We start from the raw sequence: 22,668 nt of genomic DNA, 5'->3' as shown, positions 1-22,668 counted from the left end.
ATTCCCGGCTCCAATCTGCCGGCCATTTCTGGTCCAGGGAGACACCCATGATGAAGCGGATTTTTCTCGCAGCGATCGTAGCCACCTTTGCGGCGGGCTCGGCCTTCGCGCAGGAAACCTGCGAGAGCAAGGCGATCGGCAAGGACGGCAAGCCGCTGGCCGGCGCCGCCAAGACCTCGTTCCTGAAGAAGTGCAAGGCGGATGCCTGCGCACCCAAGGCGGTCGGCTCCGACGGCAAGCCGCTCGCCGGCGCCGCCAAGAACAGCTTCATGAAGAAGTGCGAGACCAGCGCCTAAGGCGCTGCGAATCCGCTGCTTCTTCAGCGAGCGGTTGCTCCACGAACTCGTCATGCCCGGGCTTGTCCCGGCCATGACGGAAAGAGTCACTCCCGCTTGAAGCGGTAATCGAACGCTCCATCCAGCGGCTTGATCAGCCCCACCGTCGGCGTTGGAAAATGGATCGGCAGGATCAGCGTGTCGGTGTCGGCGACCGACGCAAAGAATTTTCGCCGCGACACCGCTGATTGTTTTGCATCCCAGTCCGGCTTCGCCGACCAGTCAGGCTCGCGGCACTGGATCTGGTGATGCATGAGATCGCCCGCGACCACGGCGCGCTGGCCTTTGGAGAAGATGTTGACGCAGCAATGGCAGGGCGAATGCCCCGGCGTCGGCGTCAGCGTGACGGTATCGTCGAGCGCGTAGTCGTCATCGACCAGCAGCGCCTGCCCGGCCTCGACGATCGGCAGGCAATTGTCGCGGAAGACCGTGCCCGGCGGATTGTTGCCCTTGGCATGCTCGGCTTCCCAGGCCGCATACTCGCCCTTGTGGAAGACGTATTTCGCGTTCGGAAACGTCGGCACCCAGCGGCCGTCGCGCAAGGTCGTGTTCCAGCCGGTGTGGTCGATGTGCAGATGCGTGCAGAAGACGTAGTCGATCTGCTCGAAGCCGACGCCGAGCGCGAACAATTCGTTGCGCCAGCGCGCCTTGCCGGGGAAGTCGAACGGCGGCGGATGCCCCTTGTCCTCACCGGTGCAGGTATCGACCAGGATGGTATAGCGCGGCGTGCGCACCACGAAGGTCTGATAGGTGATCACCATCATGCCGCGCTCGGCGTCGAACACCTCCGGCTCCATCGTCGGCAGATGACGGGCGAACACGCCCTCGTCATAGTCTGGGAAAAAATCCTGCGGCCGCCGCCAAGGCCCTTCCCGCTCGATCACCGCATCGATGGTGATGTCGCCAATCCGGAGTTGCTTCATCGCCGTTCCGCTCCCTTTTTTGAGGGAGCGTAGCGCGAGGCGTCAACGCGTCAAGCCGCGCAGCGGAATGCTAGCTCCGCAACCCCGGAGCCTCCTGCCCGGTGCGCGTGACATATTCCGTGTAGCCGCCGCCGTACTGGTGGATCCCCTCCGGCGTCAGCTCCAGCACGCGGTTCGACAGCGTCGCCAGGAAGTGGCGATCGTGCGAGACGAACAGCATGGTGCCCTCGAAATCCGACAGCGCATTGATCAGCATCTCCTTGGTGGCGAGATCGAGATGGTTGGTCGGCTCGTCCAGCACCAGGAAGTTCGGCGGATCGAACAGCATCTTGGCCATCACGAGGCGCGCCTTCTCGCCGCCGGAGAGCACGCGGCAGCGCTTCTCGATGTCATCGCCGGAGAAGCCGAAGCAGCCGGCGAGCGCGCGCAAGGAGCCCTGCCCCGCGGTCGGAAACGCATCCTCCAGCGACTGGAACACGGTGCGCTCGCCGTCGAGCAGGTCCATCGCGTGCTGGGCGAAATAGCCCATCTTGACGCTGCCCCCGAGCGCCACCGTGCCCTCGTCAGGCTCGCTCGCACCGGCGACGAGCTTGAGCAGCGTCGACTTGCCGGCGCCGTTGATGCCCATCACGCACCAGCGCTCGCGGCGGCGGATCATGAAGTCGAGGCCGTCATAGATGCGCTTGCTGCCATAGCCCTTGTGCACGTTCTTGAGCGCCACGACGTCCTCGCCCGAGCGCGGCGCCGGCGGAAAGTCGAACGCCACGCTCTGGCGGCGGCGCGGCGGCTCGACCCGCTCGATCTTGTCGAGCTTCTTCACCCGGCTCTGCACCTGGGCGGCATGCGAGGCGCGCGCCTTGAAACGCTCGATGAACTTGATCTCCTTGGCGAGCATGGCCTGCTGACGCTCGAACTGGGCCTGCTGCTGCTTCTCGTTCTGCGCCCGCTGCTGCTCGTAGAATTCGTAATCGCCGGTGTAGGTGGTGAGAGAGCCGGAATCGATTTCGATCACCTTGGAGATCACGCGGTTGATGAACTCGCGGTCATGCGAGGTCATCAGCAGCGTGCCTTCGTAGTCGTGCAGGAATTTCTCCAGCCAGATCAGGCTTTCGAGATCGAGATGGTTGCTCGGCTCGTCGAGCAGCATCACGTCGGGACGCATCAGGAGAATACGCGCCAGCGCCACGCGCATCTTCCAGCCGCCGGAGAGTTTTCCGACGTCACCGTCCATCATCTCCTGGCTGAAGCCGAGGCCGGACAGCGCTTCGCGCGCACGACCGTCGAGCGCATAGCCGTCCAATTCCTCGAAACGATGCTGCACCTCGCCGTAGCGCGCGATGATCTCGTCCATCTGATCGGCCTTGTCGGGATCGGCCATCGCGGCCTCGAGCTCGCGCAGCTCCGCCGCGACCTCGCTGACGGGCCCTGCGCCATTCATCACCTCGGCCACCGCACTGCGGCCAGACATCTCGCCGACGTCCTGGTTGAAATAGCCGATGGTGATGCCGCGATCGGTCGAGACCTGGCCCTCGTCGGGCAGCTCCTCGCCGGCGATCATCCGGAACAATGTGGTCTTGCCGGCTCCGTTCGGCCCGACGAGGCCGATCTTCTCGCCCTTGTTCAGGGCGGCGGAAGCTTCGATGAACAGGATTTGGTGGCCGGCTTGCTTGCTGACGTTGTCGAGGCGGATCATGAGGTCTTTTGGGGGGATTTTTGCGTTGCAGCGTCATAGGCCATACGGCCCCCCAGGGGAAGCCCGGGACAGGCCCGGATCCAGCACCATCGGGGGCCAAGACCGTCGTTCAAACCGCAGTTTTGGGGATGACGGACCTCGAGGGCCCGCATCTCGGCGCGCGGGCCATCACCCAGCGACGCATTTTGCCGGGAACGATCTACATTGGCTGGCCACCGGGGCTTTCGACGGTCGATACCTGCCTCGATAGTGCAGGCTGCATCGAATCGTCACTTCTTGAGGATGCCGGTATTGGCATTTCCAAGCTGTTGGATGGCAGCGTTCGCGGCGGGCGTATTGTAAGTCGGTCGAGATCCACCGCCTTCCTGACCGGAAGGGGTTGCGCCTGGTCTCTCGCCCGTCGTTCCCCGGCTTTTCGCATTGAGCGTGTTGGGGCCTGGCGAACCGCCCGTTCCGCTCAGCGTGGTCCCATTCGAGAGCGTCGAGCCACCCGCGCCGCCCGAACCGGTTGCGTTCGCGCCGCCGCTGGATGAAGAGCCGCCAGAAGTGCCTCCCGAGCTTTGCGCCATAGAGAACGAAACAGTGCCCAGAAGAATGGTCACGGCCGCCGCAAGAAGCCTCATTTGTCCTCTCCCTCGATCTGCCAGCCAGCTCCGAAATCGCTGGGTTCCTCGTGATGAAGCGCGCAAGCTCACAGCGCCTATCGGCGGCGAGCGATCCATGCTCCGGCTAGAAAAGCAACAAGCAACGACCTCAAAGGCGCCTTCATTGTCACCTCGCGCAACCGGTCGGCCCACCGCTTCGCGGTGTCCGACGAGGGCGAACGGAGTTGCGGGCTGAAAGCCCCTCTTTGCTCTCCGGGACCCGACCGCGAGCTCGAAGTCTGCTGCATGCCGCCCTGATCGTCCGTCAGCCCGGAGGCTTCCGTCATTGCCGCGGCGTCCTTCATGTCCATGTGCGCGCTCCAGTCCTGGTGCGGGTTGCGGAACAACGACTTGATCTCAGGTGCCCGTCCGGCTCTGGTGACAAGCGCGTTGGGAACCACGGGAGCAGCTATGGCGGCGGCATTCATGCGAACTATATGGTTTGTCGAACGCCTCGCCGTACCACTCCATTGAAGAAGCCCTTGCTCATCTTTCTGTTCCTCGTCTTCGCACCGCTTGCCGCATCGGCGGCGAGATATTTCTGGCTGGGCGATGACCGCCAGAATTGGCAAACGGCCGATCGGTCGAGTGCGGGTCTTCTGGTCGCCGCTGCCGATCATCGCGAAGCCGTAATACGGGTGTTCGGGGCGAGAACGGTGAGATGGCGCAGCATCTTCGCAATTCACACCTGGATCGTCGTAAAAGAGAAAGATGCGGCGACCTACACCCGGTACGACTACACGGCGTGGGGCCAGCCGATCCGCACCAACGGCTTCGCGCCGGACGGGCGGTGGTTCGGCGCTGCGCCGGAAACCATTGTCGCCGTAGATGGAGAGCGCGCGGAGGCGCTGATACCGAAAATCCGGTATGTGATCGAAAACTACAAGTTTCGATCCCATGGAGACTACAGCGTCTGGCCTGGTCCCAATTCGAACACCTTCGTGCAGGCCGCACTCGACTCCATCCCTGAGCTCGGAGCCATCCTGCCGCCGACCGCGATCGGCAAGGACTTCCCGTACACCGGCAGATGGTTCGGCCTAACGGCGTCCGGCACAGGCATCTATGCTTCGCTTGCCGGATACGTTGGCTTCTCGATCGGCTGGATCGAAGGCCTGGAGATCAACTTCTTCGGTGCCGTGCTCGGCTTCGACATCCGACGCCCCGCGCTCAAACTCCCTGGCCTCGGCCGTTTTGGGGTACCACCGGGCCTGTGAGGGGCACTCCTGTTGTTGCGGCTGTCAACGAAGCTGACCCCGGCTGCTGCCCTGGAACCGCACCAACTCGTCGGCGGGAATGCCGATTTGCCGAGCCGCACGAATAGACGCGACGAGCAGATCGATAAGACCGGGCATCACGATCTTGCCTGGGCGCGGTATGCTGCGACACTGATCGTTGCTCAAATATCGAACGTCAGCTCCGATCTGGTGCCGCTGCGACCTTCGCGATTCGATATGCTGAGTTTCGCTCCGACCTTCGCAAGCGCGAGCTTCACGATCGCAAGGCCCAGCCCGCTTCCGATCGGGCTCCTTAGTCTTCCCCGGAAGAAGCGCTTGCCGATTTGGTCGAGCTCGTCGGGGGGGATTCCCGGCCCCTCGTCCTCGATCGCGATGGCGTTTTTCCCAGCGGTCCAGACCACACGTCCCTCTCGAGTATGCTGTACGGCGTTCTCATGCAAGTTCCGAAGCGCGAGTTGGAGGCATTCGGCGTTCGTGTTGAGCACCATCGCTCGGACGCCGGCATCGATCGTCACGATCGTCCGTTCGTGCCTTGGCGTAGCGGCGACGATTTCCTCCAGAATCGGCCCGACCGCGACGGGCGCCAGCGGCGCGTCGACAGTGTCGGAGTCCAGCCTTGCGATCGTCAGCAGTTGGCGCACCAGGCGCGTGCTGCGATCAACGGCGGTTACGATTTGCTCGAGCGCACCACGGACGACCTGCGGATCGTCGGCAGCCAGAGCCACCTGAGCCTGCGTCTTCAGGCCCGCGAGCGGCGTGCGCAGTTCGTGCGCGGCGAAGGCGGTTACCTCGCGTTCGTGCCGGCGCGCGGCCTCAACCCTGCTGAGAAGGCCGTTCAGGGCCACCGCCAGCGGCCTAACCTCGGCCGGGGCCCGCTCGGTTTCCACGTGCCGCATATCGTCCGGCTCCCGCGCGCCGAGATCCTGAGCCATTTGTCGCAGCGGGCGCAGGCCCTGTCCGACACTCGCCCAGATCGCGGCGCCGAGCAGCGGCGCGATCAGCAGCGCGGGCAGCATGAGTCCCTTGATCAGATCGGTCACCAGGCGCTCCCGCAGCCCGACACGGTCCCCGACCATCACTCGCAGATTGTGGTCGGCATCCTCGACGGAGAACACGCGCCAGGGTTCGCCGTCGATGATCCGGTCCGAGAAGCCGGATGCGGCGGGCGAGAGCTGCTGGTCGGGCGCGCCGCTCGACTTGGCGACCATGCGACCGTCGAGCGACCAGATCTGGCACGACAGTTGGCGTTCGTAGCTGCCGAGCGGCTGCGCGGCCGCAGGCGCGGAGTGTCCGGGAAGGTTGTCGAGTCCCGAGGCCAGCGAGGCCACCATGCGCGCGGCCTCCTGCAGGCGCGTGTCGAGAACATGCTCTACTTCGTCGCGGCTTCCGACGTAGATCCAGACGACCGCCGCCACCCAGACGATCCCGGTCGCGGCAAGCAGTATCGCGAACAGTCTCAGTCTCAAGGACCTCATCGGACGGTCCCCATCCGGTAGCCTACGCCGCGCAGCGTCTGGATCGCATCCTTCCCGATCTTGTTGCGGAGATTGTGGATATGAACCTCGACTGCGTTGCTTTCCACGTCCTCCTGCCAACCGTAGAGGCGTTCCTCCAGTTCGGCACGCGAGCGGACCTGCTCCGGACGCTCCATCAACGCTGCCAGGATGGCAAACTCGCGGCGCGACAGGTTGATCGGTTCGCCTGAGACGGTCGCCGAGAGATCAGCCGGTGAAAGCACGATGGCGCCGTAGGTCATGGTCGGACCCGCACGCCCGCCTTCCCGGCGGACGATGGCGCGCAGGCGCGCGGCCAGTTCATCGAGATCGAACGGTTTCGCCAGGTAGTCGTCGGCTCCGGAATCCAATCCGGAGACCTTGTCGCCGACGCTGTCGCGCGCCGTCAGGAGAAGAACGGGCGTCGCGTCCCGGCGTCCCCGGAGCCTGCGCAGCAAATCCAGGCCGCTGCCATCCGGCAGCATGATGTCGAGCACGACTGCCGAGTAGCGGGACGTCGAGAGCGCGTTATCGGCGTCCTCGCAGGTGGCGACCGCGTCGACGGTCGCACCCGTCAAAGACAGGCCCGCTCGCAGACCGTCGGACAGGATCGGATCATCTTCGACAACGAGTATGCGCATCATTTTCTCCGAGGCTCCTCTCGGTCGCCCGCCTTAAGGCTGGCTTAAGGTAGACTATCCAAGTCGCGGCATCCGCTCACAAGACGCAGGGCCGCCACAGAACATGCCGGGCTTTCATCGACTATCGGTCATATTACTCGTTCTCCTGTCGTCCTCCTTCGCGCTGGCCCGGGCAGGAACGCCGCCTTCCGCCGACCAGGCGTTCCAATTGAAGGTTTCGCGCGACGATGCCGGGCTCTCCCTCGTCTGGGCGATCGGACCGGGCAGCTATCTCTACCGCGCCATGATCGCCGCCAAGAACGCAGTAGTTCCCGGGACGCCCGTCACGGTCCGGACGCCGCAGGGCGAACCAAAGGATGATCCGGACTTCGGGCCGCAGGAAATCTACCGGAACTCAGCAAAGGCTGAGATCGCATCCACCGATCTGCGAGGGCTGCACCAAATCGTAGTGACCTATCAGGGCTGTGCGGAACAGTACCAGATCTGCTACCCGCCGGTCGCCAAGACGATCGATCTGCAGACGCTGGCCATCAAGGACCGCGACGACACCAGCGCGATGTCGCCCGGATCCTCATCACGTTTCGTGGATGCTCCGGACGCAGCCAGCGAACCAGAAGATGGTGGCTTGACGAAGGCTGCCCCCACACCTGACGCGGACATCTCCGACTGGGTGAGGCTCGGCGGCACGCTGGCATCGTTCTTCGGTTTCGGCGTCCTGCTATCATTCTCACCCTGCACCTTCCCGCTGGTGCCGATCTTCTTCGGCCTGATGGCCCGTTCGCAGCAGCGACTTTCGTTCGGTCGCGGTCTCGCCCTCGCGGCGACTTTCGTCGGCGCGTCGGCATCTGCCTACGCGACGCTGGGCGCGTTCGCGGCCTGGTCGGGATCCGGAGAGAACCTGCAGATCCTGCTGCAGACACCGCTCGCGCTTGGCGTGATCAGCGCGGTCCTCGTCATCCTCTCGCTGTCGATGTTCGGCTTCTTCGAAATCCAGCTGCCGGCTGCCTTTGTCGCGCGGATATCGGGCGCGGCCTCCGGAGGCGGTCGCGGGCCGCTGGCCGCCGCCGCTGTTCTCGGGTTCGGATCGGCGCTGATCGCCGGCCCCTGCGTGACACCTCCGCTTGCCACCGCCCTGCTGTACGTCGCCCGGACCGGCGACGTCGTGCGCGGCATGGCCGCCCTTTTCCTGTTCGGCATCGGCATGGGCGTGCCGCTTCTCGTCTTCGGAGCGCTAGGGCCGCGCTTCCTGCCCAAGCCCGGCCGCTGGCTCGTCCGCGTCAGGCATGCCTTCGGGTTCATCCTGCTCGCCGTCGCGATCTCCATCTTCTCTCGCGTTCTGTCGCAGCAGACCACGCTGCAGCTGTGGGGCGCGCTCGCGACGGGCATCTCCGTCTATTTCGGTACGCAGTTCCTGATGGCGCACAGTCGATGGAGGTTCGTCTCGATGGGCATGGCGAGCTTCGCGCTTCTGGTCGGCTCGGTCCTGATGATCGGTTCGGCGGACGACGACAATCTCGACGCGACACGCATCCTCGACCATTTCGTGACCCGCGAGACCGGACTCGAAGCCCCCGTCCGAACGATCCGGTCGGTCGTCGCACTGGACCACGAACTCGCCGCGGCGCGCGCCGACGAAAAGCCGGTCATGCTCGACTTCTCCGCCGACTGGTGCGTCGAATGCAGGGCCATGGATGCCGTCCTGCGCAAACCTGAAGTACGCGAGCGGCTGCAAGACTTCAGGATAGTGCGTGCCGACGTGACCGCCGTCGACGACGCGAGCCGCGCCCTGATGAAGCGCTTCGGCATCGTCGGGCCGCCGACGATCCTGCTGTTCGGCGCGCACGGAAGCGTCGAACCCACCACCAAAATCATCGGGGCCGTCGATGCCGACGCCCTGCTCGGAAAATTGTCGGCCGTCGCCTCGGCCGACTGACCCCAAACTCACGGAAAAGGGAAGGCAACATGCTTCAGCACATCTCCCGACGCACGCTCGCCCAGATGATCGCCGTCGCGGGCGTTGGCTACCTGGTCGGTCCCGCGCGCGCCGACGACGGCCCCTCCGAAGCAGACGTATCGCGCGAAGCGATCCTGTACGATCCCGCGGCACCGACCGCGGGAAACCCGAAGGGCGATCTGACGATCGTGGTTTTCTTCGACTACAATTGCCCCTTCTGCAAGCAAGCGGAGCCCGAGCTCGAGCGGCTGGTGAAGACCGACGGCAAGATCCGCCTCGTCTACAAGGACTGGCCGATCCTTACGCCGGACTCGATCAAGGGCGCGCAGTGGGCTCTGGCCGCGAAGTATCAGAACCGCTACGACGCCGCGCACTTCGCAATGATGGGAATTCCCGGGCCGAAAATTCCCGCCGAGCGGATGCGGGAAGCGATCGCGAAGTCCGGCGTCGACATGGCTCGTCTCGATGCCGATCTCCAGGCCCACGGCGACGACATCACCAAGCTCCTGCGACGCAACCTCGCCCAGGCCGACTCGCTGGGGCTGAGGGGCACGCCCGCCTACATCGTCGGCCAGTACCGTGTGACGCAGGCCCTGAACTACGAAGGCTTCAAGCGCGTCGCTGCGGACGCGCGCGCCCGCGGGGCAAAGAAGTGAGCAACGCGAAGCCGCTCTCAGGCCTGGCACAAGCTGGAGATCGAGGCTTGCCGCCATCGGCGGTGGCACGCCGGGATCGTCGAATCTCGGAGGCACGCCTTCTCTCAAGGACGGACGCATGGAGCGTAGGATCTTTCCCGGGCTGGTACGCCGGCGTACCTGATCAGCGATCTTTTCTACAACAAACTCGACTACGTCGGCTTCCGGCGGGCGGTCGCGAACGCGCGCCGGCAGGCCGCGCCGAAGGAGCCAAAATGATGTCTCACAAGCGATGGGCGGCGGTTCTTGCGGCGCTACTTCTGCCGATGGCGCTCGCAGGCTGTGTCTCCGATTCCGACATCATGCCCAAGGCCGCGGCCGCAACCTACGCGGCGACATCCGATTCTCGATATGATGCGGTCTCGGACGGAGACTACACCATTGCTGCTGTTCCTGTCCGCGACTTGAAGACTCGCTACATGCGTCAACTCGTCGACGATCCGACCGGACAGCCTGTCGGGACCGTTGTCGTAGATCCGAAGAACCGATTTCTCTACCTTGTGCAGGAAGGTGGCAAGGCAGTGCGCTACGGCGTGGGCGTCGGCAAGGCCGGCATGGCGTGGTCAGGTACGGCTGACGTAGCCATGAAACGTAAATGGCCGAGCTGGACACCGACCAAGCACATGATCGCACGCGAGCCGGACAAATACGTCAAGTGGGCCCGAGGCATGGACGGCGGCACGCAGAACCCGCTCGGTGCGCGCGCGCTCTACCTGTTCAAAAACGGCAAGGACACGCTGTACAGGATTCACGGCACCAACGAGCCGTGGACGATCGGCCAGGCGGTGTCGTCCGGCTGCATTCGTATGATGAACCAGGACGTGATCGATCTTTATCGTCGCGTTCCATCGGGAGCCAAGGTCGTGGTGCTTCCGGCTTCCGTGGAAACCGCAGCCTCCCGCGAATGATTCTGCCGTCGCGATACCTGATCGAGGTCCGACATGTCGTCGAACCGACGCGACGCAAGTAACGGCAGAACGATCTAGATCGCTTCGATCGCCGCCTTCAACTCACCGCGAACTTCTTCCGCGATGGCTCTCAAGGTGTCGTTCTGTATGGCCTGCATTGACGCGACCGGATCAACCGCCGCGACCTCCGTCTTTCCGGCGACTTCCTGAACAATCACATTGCACGGAAGCATGGTGCCGATCTTGTCCTCGGCCATCAGCGCCTCATGAGCCATCTTTGGATTGCAGGCGCCGAGTATAACGTAGGGTCGAAAGTCGGCCCCGATCTTCTCCTTCAGAGTCGACTGCACGTCGATCCTGGTCAACACCCCGAATCCACGGCCCTTGAGCGCCGATATCGCTCGGTCGACGGCTTCCGCAAAAGGAAGGTCAAGCTTCTTCGCGAAGTAGTAGGACATTCCAAATTCCTCTACTGAGTGAGCGGCAGAGCTACGCCGGTACGGTCGCGTTCGTCTCACCGGTAGAAGCCCGAAGGGCCGCGTCGGCGCTTTCAGCCACGTGTCCAAAATCGCCTCTCAGCGCCATGAGGGCTCGGCGTTCCTCCTCGATTTCGTAGGACGTGCGAAAGCCCAGTCTTCTCAAAACCGGGACCGGAGGGCACCAGCCTTGGATCGCGTGCTGAAACAGAAAGCTCGTGACCAACGCCGGAAGGGCGAGCCAGCGCCGGCTGTTGGTGGCCGCCAACGCGATGCCGGCGAAGGCGATCACCGCAGCATTGGCTTCGATCGCCCTTTCGATATCCCACTCCTCGTCGATTTCACGCAGGCGGCCGGCGATCTGATCGCGGTGTTCGGCGAAATAGGCCACGTTGGCCCGCATCGCGCGCCTGACGCGCCGGTTGTCGCTGTCGGAAGAATGGAGAGGCACCCGGTTTCGCGTCGTCGTCATGAAATCCTCCACGCGCTGGCCCGACTACGCTTGGGGTTCTGGTTTGTTCCTAAGTTGCATGGCCATTGGTTTGGTCCGCAATCGCCTGGATCGGATGCCGGAGACTTGCTCCTTGCCAAAGTCTATCCCAGCTCAAGCTGCGACTTCGTGCCCGAAATCTGCTTCGGCCCAAGGACGCCGTTCATCCTGAACAGCATTCATGTCCGCCATTTCGAGTGGCTGACACAACTTGTGTGAGTACGCGTCCTAAGCCCGCCGCATCAGCTTCAGTGACGCCACCAGCCGCAGGCTGCGCTTGCCGGCGAGCGCGATGCCTTCGAGCTCGCCGCTGTCTTCCGTGCAGGTCCCGGAGAAGCCGATACCGACCTCGTAGCCGCCGAACACGGGGTTCTGCCCTTTCGCCGGCGTGTGCTCCTGGTTCAGCATCTCGCCCTTCCAGCGACCGTCCGCCGAGGAATAGGAACCGAGATAGTAGAAGAACGCATCGCCGCCGAGGATGCGGCCATCGATCAGGAGCATCACGCCGGACAGTCCGGCGTCGATCCCGTCGAGCGCGCGCAGGCTCATGCCATAGAGCCCGTTGGCGATGCCGCCCTGCCCAATCGTGCCGCGCGACGGCAGCGCCCCATCGTCGAGCCGCGTGAGATTGGCCCAGAATTTGGCGCCCGGCATGGTGTCCGCGCCGCCCTCGAGACGGATCTGGTTGCCGTGGAGCCGGCCGCGCGCCCCGATCGAGGCGACGTCGGCACCCATCAGCGGCTTGTAGTTGGGATCGTGGTTGTGTCGCTCGGTGATGACCTCGGCGATGATCTCGCCATCGCGCTCGACATAGGTGCCAAGATGGGCAAAACCCGAATTGCCGCCCAGCATCTTGCCGTCATGCAGGCACATGATGCTGCGGCCGAACCCGTCGTTGACGCCGTATTCAACCTTGTAGAGCCCGTCCAGCAATGCCCTGAATCCACAAATCGGAAAACAAATGCGGGCTACCTAGCATCGTCGCCGCACTGAAGCCACCGGCTTTTCCGCGCAGCACCGGCCACGGGACGTTCACCGCCATGGTCCCATTATGCCCCTGTTTTGCCCGGCGGGTCAAATCGACTTCGAAAAATCAGCAAGCGTGTGATTTCAGTGGCTTGGCTACTGTGCATAGGGTTGTTTTGCGACTTTTTGCGGCCGACTGGCGGAAAAGGCGCTTCACGACGTGTCAGTGACGCTTGAAGTACTGCACCTCGCGCTCGTGCTTCTCGGCGGCTGCACGGCTCTTGAAAGTACCGAGGTTACGACGCTTGCCGGTCTTCGGATTCACCTTGCGGGAATAGAGGCGGTATTCGCCCGATGCCAGTTTGCGGATCATGATCGCGCTCCGTTTTGTCCGGACGTCAACGACGTATGCGCGAGCCGGGTTCCGTCAGGTCCTTGCTCTGCTCAAAAGCACAACGTGGTGACGAGCTTGCCCTGCTTGTCCTTGATCGCATAGGGACAGCGAATGCGCTCCAGCGCCTTCTTGGCGTCCTCGTCGCCGAGCGCTGCGGCGCGCTCGTAATAGGCCTTTGCGGCGTCCTTGTCCTTCGGACCGCCGCGGCCTTCCTGCGCGAAGGCGCCCATCCGCTCCAATGCGCCGGGATGGTTCTGTGCCGCCGCCTTCTCAAACAGTGCACGCGCCGCGGCGTCGTCCTTGGCACCGCCCGTGCCTTCGGAGAGCATCAGGCCGAGCTGGTACTGCGCTTCCGCGTTGGTCTCGGCAGCCTTGCCGAGCAGCGCGCGTGCCTGCGCGGGATCGGCCGGCGCGGCCCCACCTGCGCCGCCGAGCGCGGCGAGATTGCTGACGCCGCGGGGATTGCCGGCCTGCGCCGCCTTCTCGAACAGCTTTCGCGCTTGCGCTTCGTCCTTGGCGACGCCCGAGCCGGTGGCGTAGACGACACCGAGCTCGACCATGGCCGCGCTCGATCCCTTGTCGGCGGCCTTGCGCCAGGCCGCGATCGCGTCGGCCGTCTGCCTGTTGGCCGCATAGGCGCGGCCGAGCGCGAACATCGCGCGCCGCGAGGCTGGCGCGGCCTGCTTGCAGAACCTGATCGCGGTCGCGACGTCGGAGGCCGCAATCTCCGCCACGCCCCTCACGTCCGCCGGCTTGTCGGGATCGCTGGGATCGGCAGCGACCCGGTCGCACAGAACGAGATCGGCCGACTGCGCCTGCGCCGTCAGGGGCACGGCGAGCGCGAAGAGCATGGCAAGGAGGTAAGTCCGCATGATCATCACGTTGCGTCTCCGCCTCGGCAAATTCAAGGCTCAAGTCCCGACTGGCGCAGGACGGGGGCGACCTCCAGCGACGCCAGATGGCGCAGCAACCGATCCGCCGCGTCGGCATGCTTCGCGTTCGCCATGCGGCCGGCGGAGAACACGGCCGGCGTCTGCAAATCGTGCGGGATCGGGCCGACGACCTCGATGCCGCCAACCTGCTTCAGCTCGCTGATCTGCTGCACGGCGAGGTCCGCCTCGCCGGCCGCGAGCCGCTCGGCCGTGAATCCCTGCTCGACGATGGTGGCCTTGGCGTTGATCTCGGCCGCAATCCCCATCCGGACGATCAGCCCGGCGAAGTACACGCCGCTCGCCCCCAGCCGCGAATAGGCGACGGACCGCGCTGCGAGCAGGGTTGTGCACAGCGCCGCTTCGCTGCCAATATCGGGGTGCGCCTGCCCGGCCCGCACGGCGATGCCGACGAAGGACCGCGCCAGATCGGCCGCGCTCTCGGCAATCACGCGCCCCTCGCCGATCATCTCGTCGAGCCCTTCGCGGGTGAGGATGACGAGGTCTGCGGCCTCGCCCTCGCGCAGCCGCTTCAGCAGCGCCAAGGTCGGCGCGAAATCGGCATCGACATGGATGCCCGTCGCAGCCTCGCAGGCAGACGACAGGCTGCGCATCGCGCCCATGAGGCCGAGCGTCGAGAGCATACGAACGTTTTCCATGAGCAGTTCCTGGCGCGATCAGGCGCGATGCATCAGCTTGAGCGCGGCGGTGAGGCGCAGGCTGCGCTTGCCGGCCAGCGCTGTCGCCTCCAGCACCACCTGTTCGCTGTCATAGCTGCCGGAGAAGCCGATGCCGACCTCGTGGCCGCCGAAGATCGGATCGTCCTTGGCCGGCGTGTGCTCCTGATTGAGAATCTGGCCCTTCCAGCGGCCGTTCGCGGCGGTGTAGCTGCCGAGATAATAGAACGACGCGTCGCCGCCGAGGATGCGGCCCTCGTTGAGCAGCATCACACCGGTGAGACCGCCGCCGAGGCCGTCGAGCATCCGCAGATGGAGCGAGTAGAGACCATCGGCGATGCCCGCTTCGCCGACGCCGCCTGCGATCGGCACTTCGTCTTCGGTGATTGGCGTCATCAGCGACTGAAAGGGCACGCCGGGCAGCTCCTTGAGCTCGCCCTTGAAGCGATAGAGATCGCCGTCGGCCCAGCCCTTCGCGATCAAGGTGGCATCGTCGGTCCCGGCCATGGCGCGGTAGTTCGGATCGTGGTTGTGACGGACGGTGCTGATCACGACGTCCACGCCCTCGCCGGTCTTCTCGTAGGTGCCGATATGGGCGAAGGCCGAATTGCCGCCGAGCATCTTGCCATTGCCGGCATGCATCACGCTCCGGCCGACGGCATCGCCGAGCTGAAATCTCACCTTGTAGAAGCCTTCAAACACCAGCCGTGTCCCCGGCCCTGCGCGCATCCTGGGCCACTCTATCCCGCTTTCGGCGGCAATGGACAAGTTTCGCGAAGCCGAGGTCGGCAGACACGGGAACGGCCGTCATTCAAATGCAAAAATCCGCCGGAGCCTTGCAGCTCCGGCGGATTGAGACCAACCCGGGCCAGCCCCCCAGCCCGGGCCGGGAGGATCTTAGGCCGCGGCCTTCTTGTCGGTGGGCACGGAGGCGATCGTCTTCAGGATCTGCGAAGCGATCTGGTAGGGGTCGCCCTGCGAGTTCGGACGACGGTCTTCCAGATAGCCCTTGTAGCCGTTGTTGACGAAGGAGTGCGGAACGCGGATCGAGGCGCCGCGGTCGGCAACGCCGTAGCTGAACTTGTTCCACGGCGCAGTCTCGTGCTTGCCGGTCAGACGCTTGTCGTTGTCCGGGCCGTAGACGGCGATGTGGTCCATCAGGTTCTTGTCGAAGGCGGCCATCAGCGCCTCGAAATACTCCTTGCCGCCGACCGTCCGCATGTACTCGGTCGAGAAGTTCGCATGCATGCCCGAGCCGTTCCAGTCGGTATCGCCGAGCGGCTTGCAGTGGAATTCGATGTCGATGCCGTACTTCTCGGTCAGGCGCAGCATCAGGTAGCGGGCCATCCACATTTCGTCAGCGGCCTTCTTGGAGCCCTTGCCGAAGATCTGGAATTCCCACTGGCCCTTTGCGACTTCCGCGTTGATGCCTTCATGGTTGATGCCGGCAGCGAGGCAGAGGTCGAGATGCTCTTCGACGATCTTGCGGGCGACGTCGCCGACGAACTTGTAGCCGACACCGGTGTAGTACGGGCCCTGCGGCGCCGGATAGCCGTATTCCGGGAAGCCGAGCGGACGGCCGTCCTTGTAGAAGAAGTATTCCTGCTCGAAGCCGAACCAGGCGCCGGCGTCGTCCAGGATGGTGGCGCGCTTGTTGGACGGATGCGGGGTCTTGCCGTCGGGCATCATGACTTCGCACATCACCAGCACGCCGTTGGTGCGCGCACCGTCCGGGAACACCGCGACCGGCTTCAGCACGCAATCGGAGCTGTGGCCTTCGGCCTGCTGGGTGGAGGAGCCATCGAAGCCCCAGAGCGGAAGCTGCTCGAGCGTCGGGAACGACGCGAATTCCTTGATCTGAGTTTTGCCGCGCAAATTCGGAGTCGGCGTATATCCGTCGAGCCAGATGTACTCGAGCTTGTACTTGGTCATTGAGCCTCTCTGTAGATGATGCGAAAGGTTGGGGGCCTGGAGGCCCCCGCACGTTTTGTACCCGGCCATCATCGGCCGGCCCTTCCTAAGCATTTTACGTGCCAAAAAGCCGCAGTACGGGCGGTTTTCCACCGCGGCCGGCCTCACCGCGTCGCCGCCGAACCACTCACGGCACTGTGCGTCATAGCCGCGCACCTTCACGTGAAGCTGCACCGCAAAATCCCTCGGAAAACGCCCGATTCTGGAGCAGCGACCATCGTCCCGGAAGTTGCCGACTAAACGCGCATCAACGTCCGGCAATTTTCGCAAACTCTTCGGTCCCTCCCCAGCAACCTTCGGAATGGCCCACGCGTTGGTCAGCTGCATCCTGCCTTCGAGGATGCAAAAGGCCACCTGCCTACAAAATGGGCGAAAACTGATTTCCTTTTCAGCACTTTCCAATCCGGGAAGCGCGGCCGATATGGGGATTCCAGTAACCACAATCGAACGAGTCGGGCGCACCATGGAGGCCAAGGCGCTTCGACCAAGGAGAAATCGTAATGATGAACAATGGTCTTAGTCACGGATCTGCGAAGATCTACCAATTCCCCGTCGGCGGCCGTGCGGCGCTCGGGGGACGCCGTTTTGGCGAGACCCGCCTTCCTGCCGATCACGCCTCGCTGCCCTCGAACGTCTCGATCTGCAGCGACAGCTGGTATCACCAGGATGCGGTCGACGAAGCCAAGCCGAAATGGGATCGCTGATGCCTATCGTTGGTTTGAGACCGCCGCGCTCTCGCAGTCGCCCGGCGGCAGTTTGAAAAGGGCCGAAACAACGGCGTTTCGGCCCTTTTTGATTCCTGCCTGAACCACGCCGTTCAGATTACCGCGCAGGCCGTGACCGGCCGCTTCAGATGCTTGACCGTTGTGGTCCCGGCCTTCCCGATGATCAGCATGATACCCGCCCCCGAATAGCGCGCGCCAGAGACTGCCAGCCGCTTGGCGAGCGTGACGGGCTCACCATCGATCTGCAGAAAGGCGCGCTTGTCGCCTTCATAAAAACCAACGATGAACTGGGTACCGTCGGCACAGCGATAGGTCTGGAACGTCTGCGCATCAGCCTGCCGCACGTAGCAAATTCCGCCCGCAAGCATGGTGACCGCCAAAAGAATGGCCTTGTGGCAGCCCATGATCGCCCCCTCTACTAGCCCTGAAGGACGCCCGTCGTGCGTCCAATGGAACATAACCCAAGCTGGTCTCATGTCAGACTCCCCTACCCGCCATCTCGCCCTGCAAGGCGCCAGCAATTTTCGCGACCTCGGCGGCTATCCGACCACCGATGGCCGCATCACGCGCTGGCGGCACATCTTCCGCTCCAATCATCTCGGCCAGCTCACCGCTGCCGATGTCGAGATCGTCCGTGCACTCGGCGTCAGAAGCGCATTCGATTTCCGTGGGCTGGAGGAGCGCGCAGCCGGCATCTGCGTCGTGAACGAGATCACTGTGCATTCGCTGCCGATCGAGCCGACCGTCGTCGCCGCGCTGCGCGCCGAACTCGCCCGGGGCACGCTCACCGCGCCGGTGGCGCTCGAGCTCATGCGCGAGTCCTATCGCAACTATGTTCGCCACAACACGCACTGCTTTCGCGCGCTGTTCGGCCACCTGCTGGAAGACCGCGCGCCGCTCGTCATCCACTGCACCGCCGGCAAGGACCGCACGGGCTTCGCCAGCGCGCTGATCCTGCATGCGCTGGGCGTGCCCGACGACGTCATTGCCGAGGACTATCTCTTGACCAACCGGCACTACAAGCGCGACGCTGCAAACGCCTCCGACCTTCCGGCCGATGTTCTCGACGCGATCGGCAGCGTCGAAGCCTCGTACCTGGCAGCAGCTTTCGAAGCGGTCGGCAGCGAATATGGCGATCTCGAAAGCTATTTGCGCGACGGGCTCAAGCTCGGCACAGCAGAGCGAACCGCGCTGAAGGATCGCTATCTGCAATCATAGGCCACCGCGCCGGGAGAACGATGATGCAAGACAAGGTCCTGATCGTGACCGGCGCGCTCGGCGCGCTCGGCAAGGTGGTCGCCGAGACCGCGCTGGGACGCGGCGCGCGCGTTGCCGGCATCGATCACGCGCCCTCGCAAGGTCCCGCAAGCGCTGACCGCATCGAGATCGGCAGCGTCGACCTATCCGACGCGGCGCAGGCGAAGACGGCCGTTGAGACGGCGGCAAAGCATTTCGGCCGGCTCGATGCGCTGATCAACATTGCCGGCGGCTTCACCTTCGAGACCGTCGGCGACGGCGACATGAAAACGTGGCAGCGCATGCATGCGCTCAACGTGCTCACTGCGCTCAACACCTCGCGCGCTGCGCTGCCGCACCTCGTCGGGTCCAAGGCTGGCCGCATCGTCAATATCGGCGCGATGGGCGCGCTCCAGGCCGGCAGCGGCATGGGCCCCTATGCCGCGGCGAAAGCCGGCGTTCATCGCCTCACCGAAGCGCTCGCCAACGAATGGAAGGGTAAGGTCACGGTCAATGCCGTGCTGCCCTCGGTCATCGACACCAAGGCCAACCGGTCCGACATGCCGAAAGCGGACTTTTCCAAATGGGTCACGCCACAGGAACTCGCCGAGGTGATCCTGTTCCTCGCCAGCGACGCCGCAAGCGGTGTCACCGGTGCGCTGGTCCCGGTGGGCGGGCGGATGTAAGTCGAAGCTTGTCGGCAGCATCCGAGCGGCGGCTCTGATTCAATCTGGACCGAGAAGGCCCTAGACTGCTCCCGACTGATTCTCCGATCGGACGCTCCCTTGGAAACCGCACTCTATCTTCCCGTCAAACGCTTCCTCGAAGAGCTTGGCTTCACGGTCAAGGGCGAGATCGGCGGCTGCGATCTCGTCGGTCTCAGCGCCGGCGATCCGCCGGTCGTGGTCATCGGCGAGCTCAAGCTTAGCTTCAATCTCGAGCTGATCCTGCAGGCGGTCGACCGTGCGCCGGCCGGCGACGAGGTCTGGATCGCGGCGAAGATGTCGGCGCGTGGCAAGGGACGCGAGAGCGATGCGCGCTACCGCAATCTCTGCCGCCGACTCGGCTTCGGCATGCTTGGCGTGACCGATCGCGGCCAGGTCGAAGTGCTGGTGAAGCCGCCGACTGCGGCGCCACGCCGCGAGCCGAAGGTGCGCTCGCGCCTCGTTGTCGAGCATCAGCGGCGCCAGGGCGATCCCGTGCTCGGCGGCAGCACCCGCGCACCGATCATGACGGCCTATCGGCAGCAGGCACTGGCCTGCGCGTCGGCGCTTGCCGAGGGCCCGAAGCGCGTGCGCGAGCTGCGCGAACGCTGTCCCGATGCCGGCAAGATCTTGCTTAACAATGTGTATGGCTGGTTCGAACGCACTGAGCGGGGGATTTACCGGCTCACCGAAGCCGGCGACGCAGCCCTGAAGCGCTGGCCTCAGCAACGGGTAGAGGTCGGCGCAGGTGCTGCGTCACCGCCATGACACCCGAACGGTGCATAGCTGAGCTGCCACAACGATTTCATATTGCAATGCAACATTCAGGGCACTAGGTATTCCGGCATCAACGAGGCCGTTATGAGCGCAGACTGGAACACCAAATATGGCACGCGGCGCGTGCGCCACGATCCGCCCACCCTGGACGAGGCGATCTTCGCCGCCGTCGGTATTACCGACGATCAGGCGCAGCAGGCCGAGATCGCCGCAGCCTTGATGGGAATGCCGCTCGACGTCGTCCAGGCCGAGGTGAAGAAGCAGGCCCGCACCAACAGCCGCATCACTGCCACGCGCGTCATCGCCGGCGAACAGGGCGCGCAGCGCTCCGTGGTGGTCGAGCGCCGCGTCGTCCGCCGTTTCGGCAACGACAAGCGCACCGGCACCTGAGCGTTCATTTCCCGCCCCAGAATACGAAAGCGGACCGGCCGTGCCGGTCCGCTTTTTGATTCCTGTCCGTGACTTTCAGGCTATGCGGCGCGATTGCCGTACATGCTCGAGATCAGCTTCCAGCAAGTGCTGTTGAAGCTGAGAAGAGCGCGCCCGGCCATGAACGGAGAGGCCGCAAGATCGGCGAGCTCGGCCTCAGGCGTCTTGGCGAGGTCGATCGTACCGGTCGATTCGCCCTGGCGGAAAGCCAGATGCGCCCCGAACTTCCTGGCGAGCGCCCGCATCGCGTGATTCTCGGCGCCCGTGGTGATGCGCAGCTGCCTGTAGCCTTTCCAGCGCGCCTCCGCGATCAGGCGACGGAACAGCACCGTGCCGACACCATGGCGGCGCGCGGAAGCTTCCACGCTGAAGGCGACCTCGGGCAAGCAGCCATCTTCCGGGGGATGCAGCTCGGCCGCGCCGCGGACCACGCCATCGACGATATAGGCAACGATCACGGTGCCGTCCTCGGCGCAGCGGGCGGCGTAACGCTCGATGAAGCTGTCGTCGAGAAAACCGTTGAAACGGTCGTGTCGGCTGCCGGCATCAAGCCTCAGCAGATGGTCGCGCAGGAGCGGCAATTCTTCCTGCTGGATCAAGGTCCGTACATAGCCGGGAGCGGTGCGGACGGTCTCTTCAAGTACCACGTCAGAACTCCTCTTGGTGTCCCTCGAGGAGGCGTTCGAATCCCTAGGCCCCCAATATTGTGCATCGCACCATAATTTTCAAGATGGGGACCTGCCCAAGTTAGAGGCAGCGGGAGCGACTAATTCGTTAATAGAATCAAGCCCCCGTAGTCCTACAGGACCAGTTGCGTCTGGGTCACAACGGCAACCAGCTTGCCGTCCTCGGTTTCCAGCCGGGTGGTCCAGATCTGGGTCCGCCGGCCACGATGAACCGGAGTGGCGGTGGCGATGACCATGGTTCCCTCCTTGGCCCCGCCGATGAAATTGGTCTTGCTCTCCAGCGTGGTCGTGCCCTTGGCGTCCTCGGGCAGATTGATCACGGTCGCCGCCGCGCCGACGGAATCGGCCAGCGCCATCACTGCCCCGCCATGGATGGTGTGGTGAAGCGTGCAGAGATCGGGCCGGACCGTCATCCGCGCCACCACGCGGTCCTTCTCGGCCTCGACAAACTCGACGCCCTTGAGCTCGGCGAACGGCATCTTCATCGCTTTAAGTTTCTCGAGCGGCGTCATCGGATCTCCTCCCAATTGCTTGTTGTCTCAGCGTGAATTGCTTCAGTCGGCAAAGCAATGACGTCCGAGGTAATGGCCATGCTGACATCGGCGCCCGCATTTGCGCATATGCTCCTCCCATGCGCCACTTCCCGCCTCGCCGCGTCGTCTGCCTGACCGAAGAGACGGTCGAAACGCTCTATCTGCTCGGCGAGCAGAAGCGCATCGTCGGCGTCTCCGGTTACGCCGTCCGCCCACCGCAGGTGCGGCGCGAGAAGCCTCGGGTGTCGGCCTTCGTGTCAGCGGACATCCCGAAGATTCTGGCATTGGAACCGGACCTCGTACTGGCCTTCTCCGATCTCCAGGCCGGGATCGTCGCCGACCTCGTCCGCGCCGGCATCGATGTGCACGTCTTCAACCAGCGCGACGTCGCCGGAATCTTGGCGATGATCCGCACGCTGGGTGCACTGGTTGGCGCCGCCGGGCGCGCGGAAGACCTCGCGCAAGGCTTGGGGCGGCGCGTCGCGGCGATCGCAGCTACGCCCCGCCCATCGCCTCGACCAAGGGTCTATTTCGAGGAATGGGACGATCCGTTGATCTCTGGCATCGGCTGGGTGTCCGAGTTGATCGAGATCGCTGGGGGCGCGGATGTCTTCCCGGAACTGCGGCATCGGCAGGCGGCAAAGGATCGCATCATTTCACCGGAGGCCGTGCGTGAGGCTGCGCCTGACGTGATCCTCGCATCATGGTGCGGCAAGAAGGTCGTGCCCGCCCGTATCCGTGCGCGCAATGGCTGGAGCGACATCCCCGCCGTGCGCAACGGCCGCATCGTCGAGATCAAGTCGCCGATCATATTGCAGCCGGGACCAGCGGCACTGACGGACGGCCTCGAGGCAATCGTGACGGCGTTGTGGGGGACACACTTGAGCCTGTCTACCCCCTCGTCCTGAGGTGTGAACTGCGCGGTGCGAAGCACCGTGCTGGGAGCCTCGAAGGATGAGCAGCCCCGATGCAGCAGCGCCGTCGCCTTCGAGGCTCGCTCGCGCTTCAGAATGACGGTCAGAGGTTTAAAGCGTTCTGCTGCTTCAAGCTCGACATCGCGAGCACATCGAATTCAGTTCTCGAACGCCTCACACTCGGCTGCCCCCGCTATTCCTTCCCAGCACAAACGCCGGGCGCGCATAGGCAAGACGCTC

General features: G+C 64.2%; 27 protein-coding genes. 11 read left to right on the top strand and 16 right to left on the bottom strand.

Features of this window, described 5'->3' with window-relative positions:
• The first annotated feature begins 47 nt into the window (after positions 1 to 47).
• Positions 48 to 296, top strand: coding sequence for a hypothetical protein (locus ACSHT2_RS01320; RefSeq protein WP_128934182.1), 249 nt, complete (start codon positions 48 to 50; stop codon positions 294 to 296).
• A gap of 86 nt (positions 297 to 382) precedes the next feature.
• Here ACSHT2_RS01320 and ACSHT2_RS01315 read toward each other — a convergent pair whose 3' ends face one another.
• The 3 genes from ACSHT2_RS01315 to ACSHT2_RS01305 all read right to left on the bottom strand — a co-directional run bounded on the left by ACSHT2_RS01315 (position 383) and on the right by ACSHT2_RS01305 (position 3,574).
• Entirely contained in the window at positions 383 to 1,258 is an 876-nt protein-coding gene (locus ACSHT2_RS01315) for an MBL fold metallo-hydrolase (protein ID WP_440640043.1), read from the bottom strand.
• Positions 1,259 to 1,328: 70 nt separating this feature from the next.
• Entirely contained in the window at positions 1,329 to 2,951 is a 1,623-nt protein-coding gene (locus tag ACSHT2_RS01310; protein ID WP_440640042.1) for an ABC-F family ATP-binding cassette domain-containing protein, read from the bottom strand.
• A gap of 269 nt (positions 2,952 to 3,220) precedes the next feature.
• Positions 3,221 to 3,574 carry a hypothetical protein gene (locus ACSHT2_RS01305; protein WP_440640041.1) on the bottom strand — a complete coding sequence of 118 codons (354 nt, stop codon included), beginning with the start codon at positions 3,572 to 3,574 and terminating at the stop codon, positions 3,221 to 3,223.
• 503 nt (positions 3,575 to 4,077) lie between these two features.
• Between ACSHT2_RS01305 and ACSHT2_RS01300 the strand changes: the two genes are divergently transcribed.
• Positions 4,078 to 4,809 (top strand): DUF3750 domain-containing protein, encoded by a 732-nt coding sequence (locus ACSHT2_RS01300; RefSeq protein WP_440640040.1) that lies wholly within the window; start codon positions 4,078 to 4,080, stop codon positions 4,807 to 4,809.
• Positions 4,810 to 4,991: 182 nt separating this feature from the next.
• Here the strand turns inward: ACSHT2_RS01300 and ACSHT2_RS01295 are convergent, their stop codons facing one another.
• The gene (locus tag ACSHT2_RS01295) at positions 4,992 to 6,305 is read right to left on the bottom strand and encodes an ATP-binding protein (protein WP_440640039.1); all 1,314 of its coding nucleotides are present in this window, start codon (positions 6,303 to 6,305) and stop codon (positions 4,992 to 4,994) included.
• Positions 6,302 to 6,964 (bottom strand): response regulator, encoded by a 663-nt coding sequence (locus ACSHT2_RS01290; RefSeq protein WP_319329466.1) that lies wholly within the window; start codon positions 6,962 to 6,964, stop codon positions 6,302 to 6,304. The genes ACSHT2_RS01295 and ACSHT2_RS01290 overlap by 4 nt, the downstream gene beginning before the upstream one ends.
• Positions 6,965 to 7,067: 103 nt before the next feature.
• Between ACSHT2_RS01290 and dsbD the strand changes: the two genes are divergently transcribed.
• The 3 genes from dsbD (at position 7,068) to ACSHT2_RS01275 (ending at position 10,521) form a co-directional block, all read left to right on the top strand.
• Positions 7,068 to 8,897 carry a protein-disulfide reductase DsbD gene (gene dsbD / locus ACSHT2_RS01285; protein ID WP_440640038.1) on the top strand — a complete coding sequence of 610 codons (1,830 nt, stop codon included), beginning with the start codon at positions 7,068 to 7,070 and terminating at the stop codon, positions 8,895 to 8,897.
• Positions 8,898 to 8,938: 41 nt separating this feature from the next.
• Positions 8,939 to 9,574 carry a DsbA family protein gene (locus tag ACSHT2_RS01280; protein ID WP_440643019.1) on the top strand — a complete coding sequence of 212 codons (636 nt, stop codon included), beginning with the start codon at positions 8,939 to 8,941 and terminating at the stop codon, positions 9,572 to 9,574.
• 254 nt (positions 9,575 to 9,828) lie between these two features.
• Complete coding sequence (locus tag ACSHT2_RS01275) at positions 9,829 to 10,521, top strand: L,D-transpeptidase (protein ID WP_440640037.1); 693 nt, start codon at positions 9,829 to 9,831, stop codon at positions 10,519 to 10,521.
• 74 nt (positions 10,522 to 10,595) lie between these two features.
• Here ACSHT2_RS01275 and ACSHT2_RS01270 read toward each other — a convergent pair whose 3' ends face one another.
• The 8 genes from ACSHT2_RS01270 to ACSHT2_RS01235 all read right to left on the bottom strand — a co-directional run bounded on the left by ACSHT2_RS01270 (position 10,596) and on the right by ACSHT2_RS01235 (position 16,385).
• Positions 10,596 to 10,979 carry a DUF302 domain-containing protein gene (locus ACSHT2_RS01270; RefSeq protein ID WP_440640036.1) on the bottom strand — a complete coding sequence of 128 codons (384 nt, stop codon included), beginning with the start codon at positions 10,977 to 10,979 and terminating at the stop codon, positions 10,596 to 10,598.
• A gap of 31 nt (positions 10,980 to 11,010) precedes the next feature.
• The gene (locus ACSHT2_RS01265; protein ID WP_440640035.1) at positions 11,011 to 11,469 is read right to left on the bottom strand and encodes a hypothetical protein; all 459 of its coding nucleotides are present in this window, start codon (positions 11,467 to 11,469) and stop codon (positions 11,011 to 11,013) included.
• Positions 11,470 to 11,715: 246 nt separating this feature from the next.
• Complete coding sequence (locus tag ACSHT2_RS01260; protein WP_440640034.1) at positions 11,716 to 12,420, bottom strand: GrlR family regulatory protein; 705 nt, start codon at positions 12,418 to 12,420, stop codon at positions 11,716 to 11,718.
• A 256-nt stretch (positions 12,421 to 12,676) separates the two neighbouring features.
• Entirely contained in the window at positions 12,677 to 12,826 is a 150-nt protein-coding gene (locus ACSHT2_RS01255; RefSeq protein ID WP_007609497.1) for a hypothetical protein, read from the bottom strand.
• A gap of 71 nt (positions 12,827 to 12,897) precedes the next feature.
• Positions 12,898 to 13,719: a tetratricopeptide repeat protein gene (locus tag ACSHT2_RS01250; RefSeq protein WP_440640033.1), complete on the bottom strand. Its 822-nt coding sequence runs from the start codon at positions 13,717 to 13,719 to the stop codon at positions 12,898 to 12,900.
• Between the two features lie 32 nt (positions 13,720 to 13,751).
• Entirely contained in the window at positions 13,752 to 14,435 is a 684-nt protein-coding gene (locus ACSHT2_RS01245; protein WP_440640032.1) for a substrate-binding domain-containing protein, read from the bottom strand.
• A gap of 18 nt (positions 14,436 to 14,453) precedes the next feature.
• Positions 14,454 to 15,155 carry a GrlR family regulatory protein gene (locus ACSHT2_RS01240; protein ID WP_319329616.1) on the bottom strand — a complete coding sequence of 234 codons (702 nt, stop codon included), beginning with the start codon at positions 15,153 to 15,155 and terminating at the stop codon, positions 14,454 to 14,456.
• A 195-nt stretch (positions 15,156 to 15,350) separates the two neighbouring features.
• Positions 15,351 to 16,385, bottom strand: coding sequence for a glutamine synthetase beta-grasp domain-containing protein (locus ACSHT2_RS01235; RefSeq protein ID WP_124158961.1), 1,035 nt, complete (start codon positions 16,383 to 16,385; stop codon positions 15,351 to 15,353).
• A gap of 539 nt (positions 16,386 to 16,924) precedes the next feature.
• Here ACSHT2_RS01235 and ACSHT2_RS01230 point away from each other — a divergent pair.
• Positions 16,925 to 17,128 carry a DUF2735 domain-containing protein gene (locus tag ACSHT2_RS01230; RefSeq protein WP_440640031.1) on the top strand — a complete coding sequence of 68 codons (204 nt, stop codon included), beginning with the start codon at positions 16,925 to 16,927 and terminating at the stop codon, positions 17,126 to 17,128.
• Between the two features lie 113 nt (positions 17,129 to 17,241).
• On the opposite strand, the gene ACSHT2_RS01225 is transcribed toward ACSHT2_RS01230, so the two are convergent.
• Entirely contained in the window at positions 17,242 to 17,553 is a 312-nt protein-coding gene (locus ACSHT2_RS01225; protein WP_440640030.1) for an MliC family protein, read from the bottom strand.
• 70 nt (positions 17,554 to 17,623) lie between these two features.
• Between ACSHT2_RS01225 and ACSHT2_RS01220 the strand changes: the two genes are divergently transcribed.
• From ACSHT2_RS01220 to ACSHT2_RS01205, 4 genes are all read left to right on the top strand, one after another.
• Positions 17,624 to 18,367, top strand: a complete 744-nt coding sequence (locus ACSHT2_RS01220; RefSeq protein WP_440640029.1) for a tyrosine-protein phosphatase — start codon at positions 17,624 to 17,626, stop codon at positions 18,365 to 18,367.
• A gap of 23 nt (positions 18,368 to 18,390) precedes the next feature.
• On the top strand, positions 18,391 to 19,071 hold the full coding sequence (locus ACSHT2_RS01215) for an SDR family oxidoreductase (protein WP_440640028.1): 681 nt from the start codon (positions 18,391 to 18,393) through the stop codon (positions 19,069 to 19,071).
• Between the two features lie 99 nt (positions 19,072 to 19,170).
• Complete coding sequence (locus tag ACSHT2_RS01210; protein ID WP_440640027.1) at positions 19,171 to 19,857, top strand: DUF2161 domain-containing phosphodiesterase; 687 nt, start codon at positions 19,171 to 19,173, stop codon at positions 19,855 to 19,857.
• Positions 19,858 to 19,950: 93 nt separating this feature from the next.
• Positions 19,951 to 20,256: a hypothetical protein gene (locus tag ACSHT2_RS01205; RefSeq protein WP_028182079.1), complete on the top strand. Its 306-nt coding sequence runs from the start codon at positions 19,951 to 19,953 to the stop codon at positions 20,254 to 20,256.
• An 80-nt stretch (positions 20,257 to 20,336) separates the two neighbouring features.
• On the opposite strand, the gene ACSHT2_RS01200 is transcribed toward ACSHT2_RS01205, so the two are convergent.
• Positions 20,337 to 20,942, bottom strand: a complete 606-nt coding sequence (locus tag ACSHT2_RS01200) for an N-acetyltransferase family protein (RefSeq protein WP_440640026.1) — start codon at positions 20,940 to 20,942, stop codon at positions 20,337 to 20,339.
• A 152-nt stretch (positions 20,943 to 21,094) separates the two neighbouring features.
• On the bottom strand, positions 21,095 to 21,493 hold the full coding sequence (locus tag ACSHT2_RS01195; protein WP_319329453.1) for a PaaI family thioesterase: 399 nt from the start codon (positions 21,491 to 21,493) through the stop codon (positions 21,095 to 21,097).
• A gap of 119 nt (positions 21,494 to 21,612) precedes the next feature.
• On the opposite strand from ACSHT2_RS01195, the gene ACSHT2_RS01190 reads away from it, so the two are divergent.
• Positions 21,613 to 22,422 carry a cobalamin-binding protein gene (locus tag ACSHT2_RS01190; RefSeq protein WP_440640025.1) on the top strand — a complete coding sequence of 270 codons (810 nt, stop codon included), beginning with the start codon at positions 21,613 to 21,615 and terminating at the stop codon, positions 22,420 to 22,422.
• Positions 22,423 to 22,668 lie beyond the last annotated feature (246 nt).

Source organism: Bradyrhizobium sp. PUT101 (genome assembly GCF_052043945.1).
Lineage (GTDB): Bacteria > Pseudomonadota > Alphaproteobacteria > Rhizobiales > Xanthobacteraceae > Bradyrhizobium.
Note: the sequence above shows the minus strand (reverse complement) of the source record. Positions and strands in the feature narration are given on the sequence as shown.

Bases quoted from the DNA above. Each gene is read 5' to 3' on its own strand.
- ACSHT2_RS01265 (WP_440640035.1), bottom strand. From the start codon at position 11,469: ATGACGACGACGCGAAACCGGGTGCCTCTCCATTCTTCCGACAGCGAC.
- ACSHT2_RS01190 (WP_440640025.1), top strand. From the start codon at position 21,613: ATGCGCCACTTCCCGCCTCGCCGCGTCGTCTGCCTGACCGAAGAGACG.
- dsbD (WP_440640038.1), top strand. From the start codon at position 7,068: ATGCCGGGCTTTCATCGACTATCGGTCATATTACTCGTTCTCCTGTCG.
- ACSHT2_RS01295 (WP_440640039.1), bottom strand. From the start codon at position 6,305: ATGAGGTCCTTGAGACTGAGACTGTTCGCGATACTGCTTGCCGCGACC.
- ACSHT2_RS01255 (WP_007609497.1), bottom strand. From the start codon at position 12,826: ATGATCCGCAAACTGGCATCGGGCGAATACCGCCTCTATTCCCGCAAG.
- ACSHT2_RS01230 (WP_440640031.1), top strand. From the start codon at position 16,925: ATGATGAACAATGGTCTTAGTCACGGATCTGCGAAGATCTACCAATTC.
- ACSHT2_RS01305 (WP_440640041.1), bottom strand. From the start codon at position 3,574: ATGAGGCTTCTTGCGGCGGCCGTGACCATTCTTCTGGGCACTGTTTCG.
- ACSHT2_RS01315 (WP_440640043.1), bottom strand. From the start codon at position 1,258: ATGAAGCAACTCCGGATTGGCGACATCACCATCGATGCGGTGATCGAG.
- ACSHT2_RS01225 (WP_440640030.1), bottom strand. From the start codon at position 17,553: ATGGGCTGCCACAAGGCCATTCTTTTGGCGGTCACCATGCTTGCGGGC.
- ACSHT2_RS01290 (WP_319329466.1), bottom strand. From the start codon at position 6,964: ATGCGCATACTCGTTGTCGAAGATGATCCGATCCTGTCCGACGGTCTG.
- ACSHT2_RS01205 (WP_028182079.1), top strand. From the start codon at position 19,951: ATGAGCGCAGACTGGAACACCAAATATGGCACGCGGCGCGTGCGCCAC.
- ACSHT2_RS01310 (WP_440640042.1), bottom strand. From the start codon at position 2,951: ATGATCCGCCTCGACAACGTCAGCAAGCAAGCCGGCCACCAAATCCTG.
- ACSHT2_RS01220 (WP_440640029.1), top strand. From the start codon at position 17,624: ATGTCAGACTCCCCTACCCGCCATCTCGCCCTGCAAGGCGCCAGCAAT.
- ACSHT2_RS01320 (WP_128934182.1), top strand. From the start codon at position 48: ATGATGAAGCGGATTTTTCTCGCAGCGATCGTAGCCACCTTTGCGGCG.
- ACSHT2_RS01245 (WP_440640032.1), bottom strand. From the start codon at position 14,435: ATGGAAAACGTTCGTATGCTCTCGACGCTCGGCCTCATGGGCGCGATG.
- ACSHT2_RS01235 (WP_124158961.1), bottom strand. From the start codon at position 16,385: ATGACCAAGTACAAGCTCGAGTACATCTGGCTCGACGGATATACGCCG.
- ACSHT2_RS01215 (WP_440640028.1), top strand. From the start codon at position 18,391: ATGCAAGACAAGGTCCTGATCGTGACCGGCGCGCTCGGCGCGCTCGGC.
- ACSHT2_RS01195 (WP_319329453.1), bottom strand. From the start codon at position 21,493: ATGACGCCGCTCGAGAAACTTAAAGCGATGAAGATGCCGTTCGCCGAG.
- ACSHT2_RS01270 (WP_440640036.1), bottom strand. From the start codon at position 10,979: ATGTCCTACTACTTCGCGAAGAAGCTTGACCTTCCTTTTGCGGAAGCC.
- ACSHT2_RS01275 (WP_440640037.1), top strand. From the start codon at position 9,829: ATGATGTCTCACAAGCGATGGGCGGCGGTTCTTGCGGCGCTACTTCTG.
- ACSHT2_RS01250 (WP_440640033.1), bottom strand. From the start codon at position 13,719: ATGCGGACTTACCTCCTTGCCATGCTCTTCGCGCTCGCCGTGCCCCTG.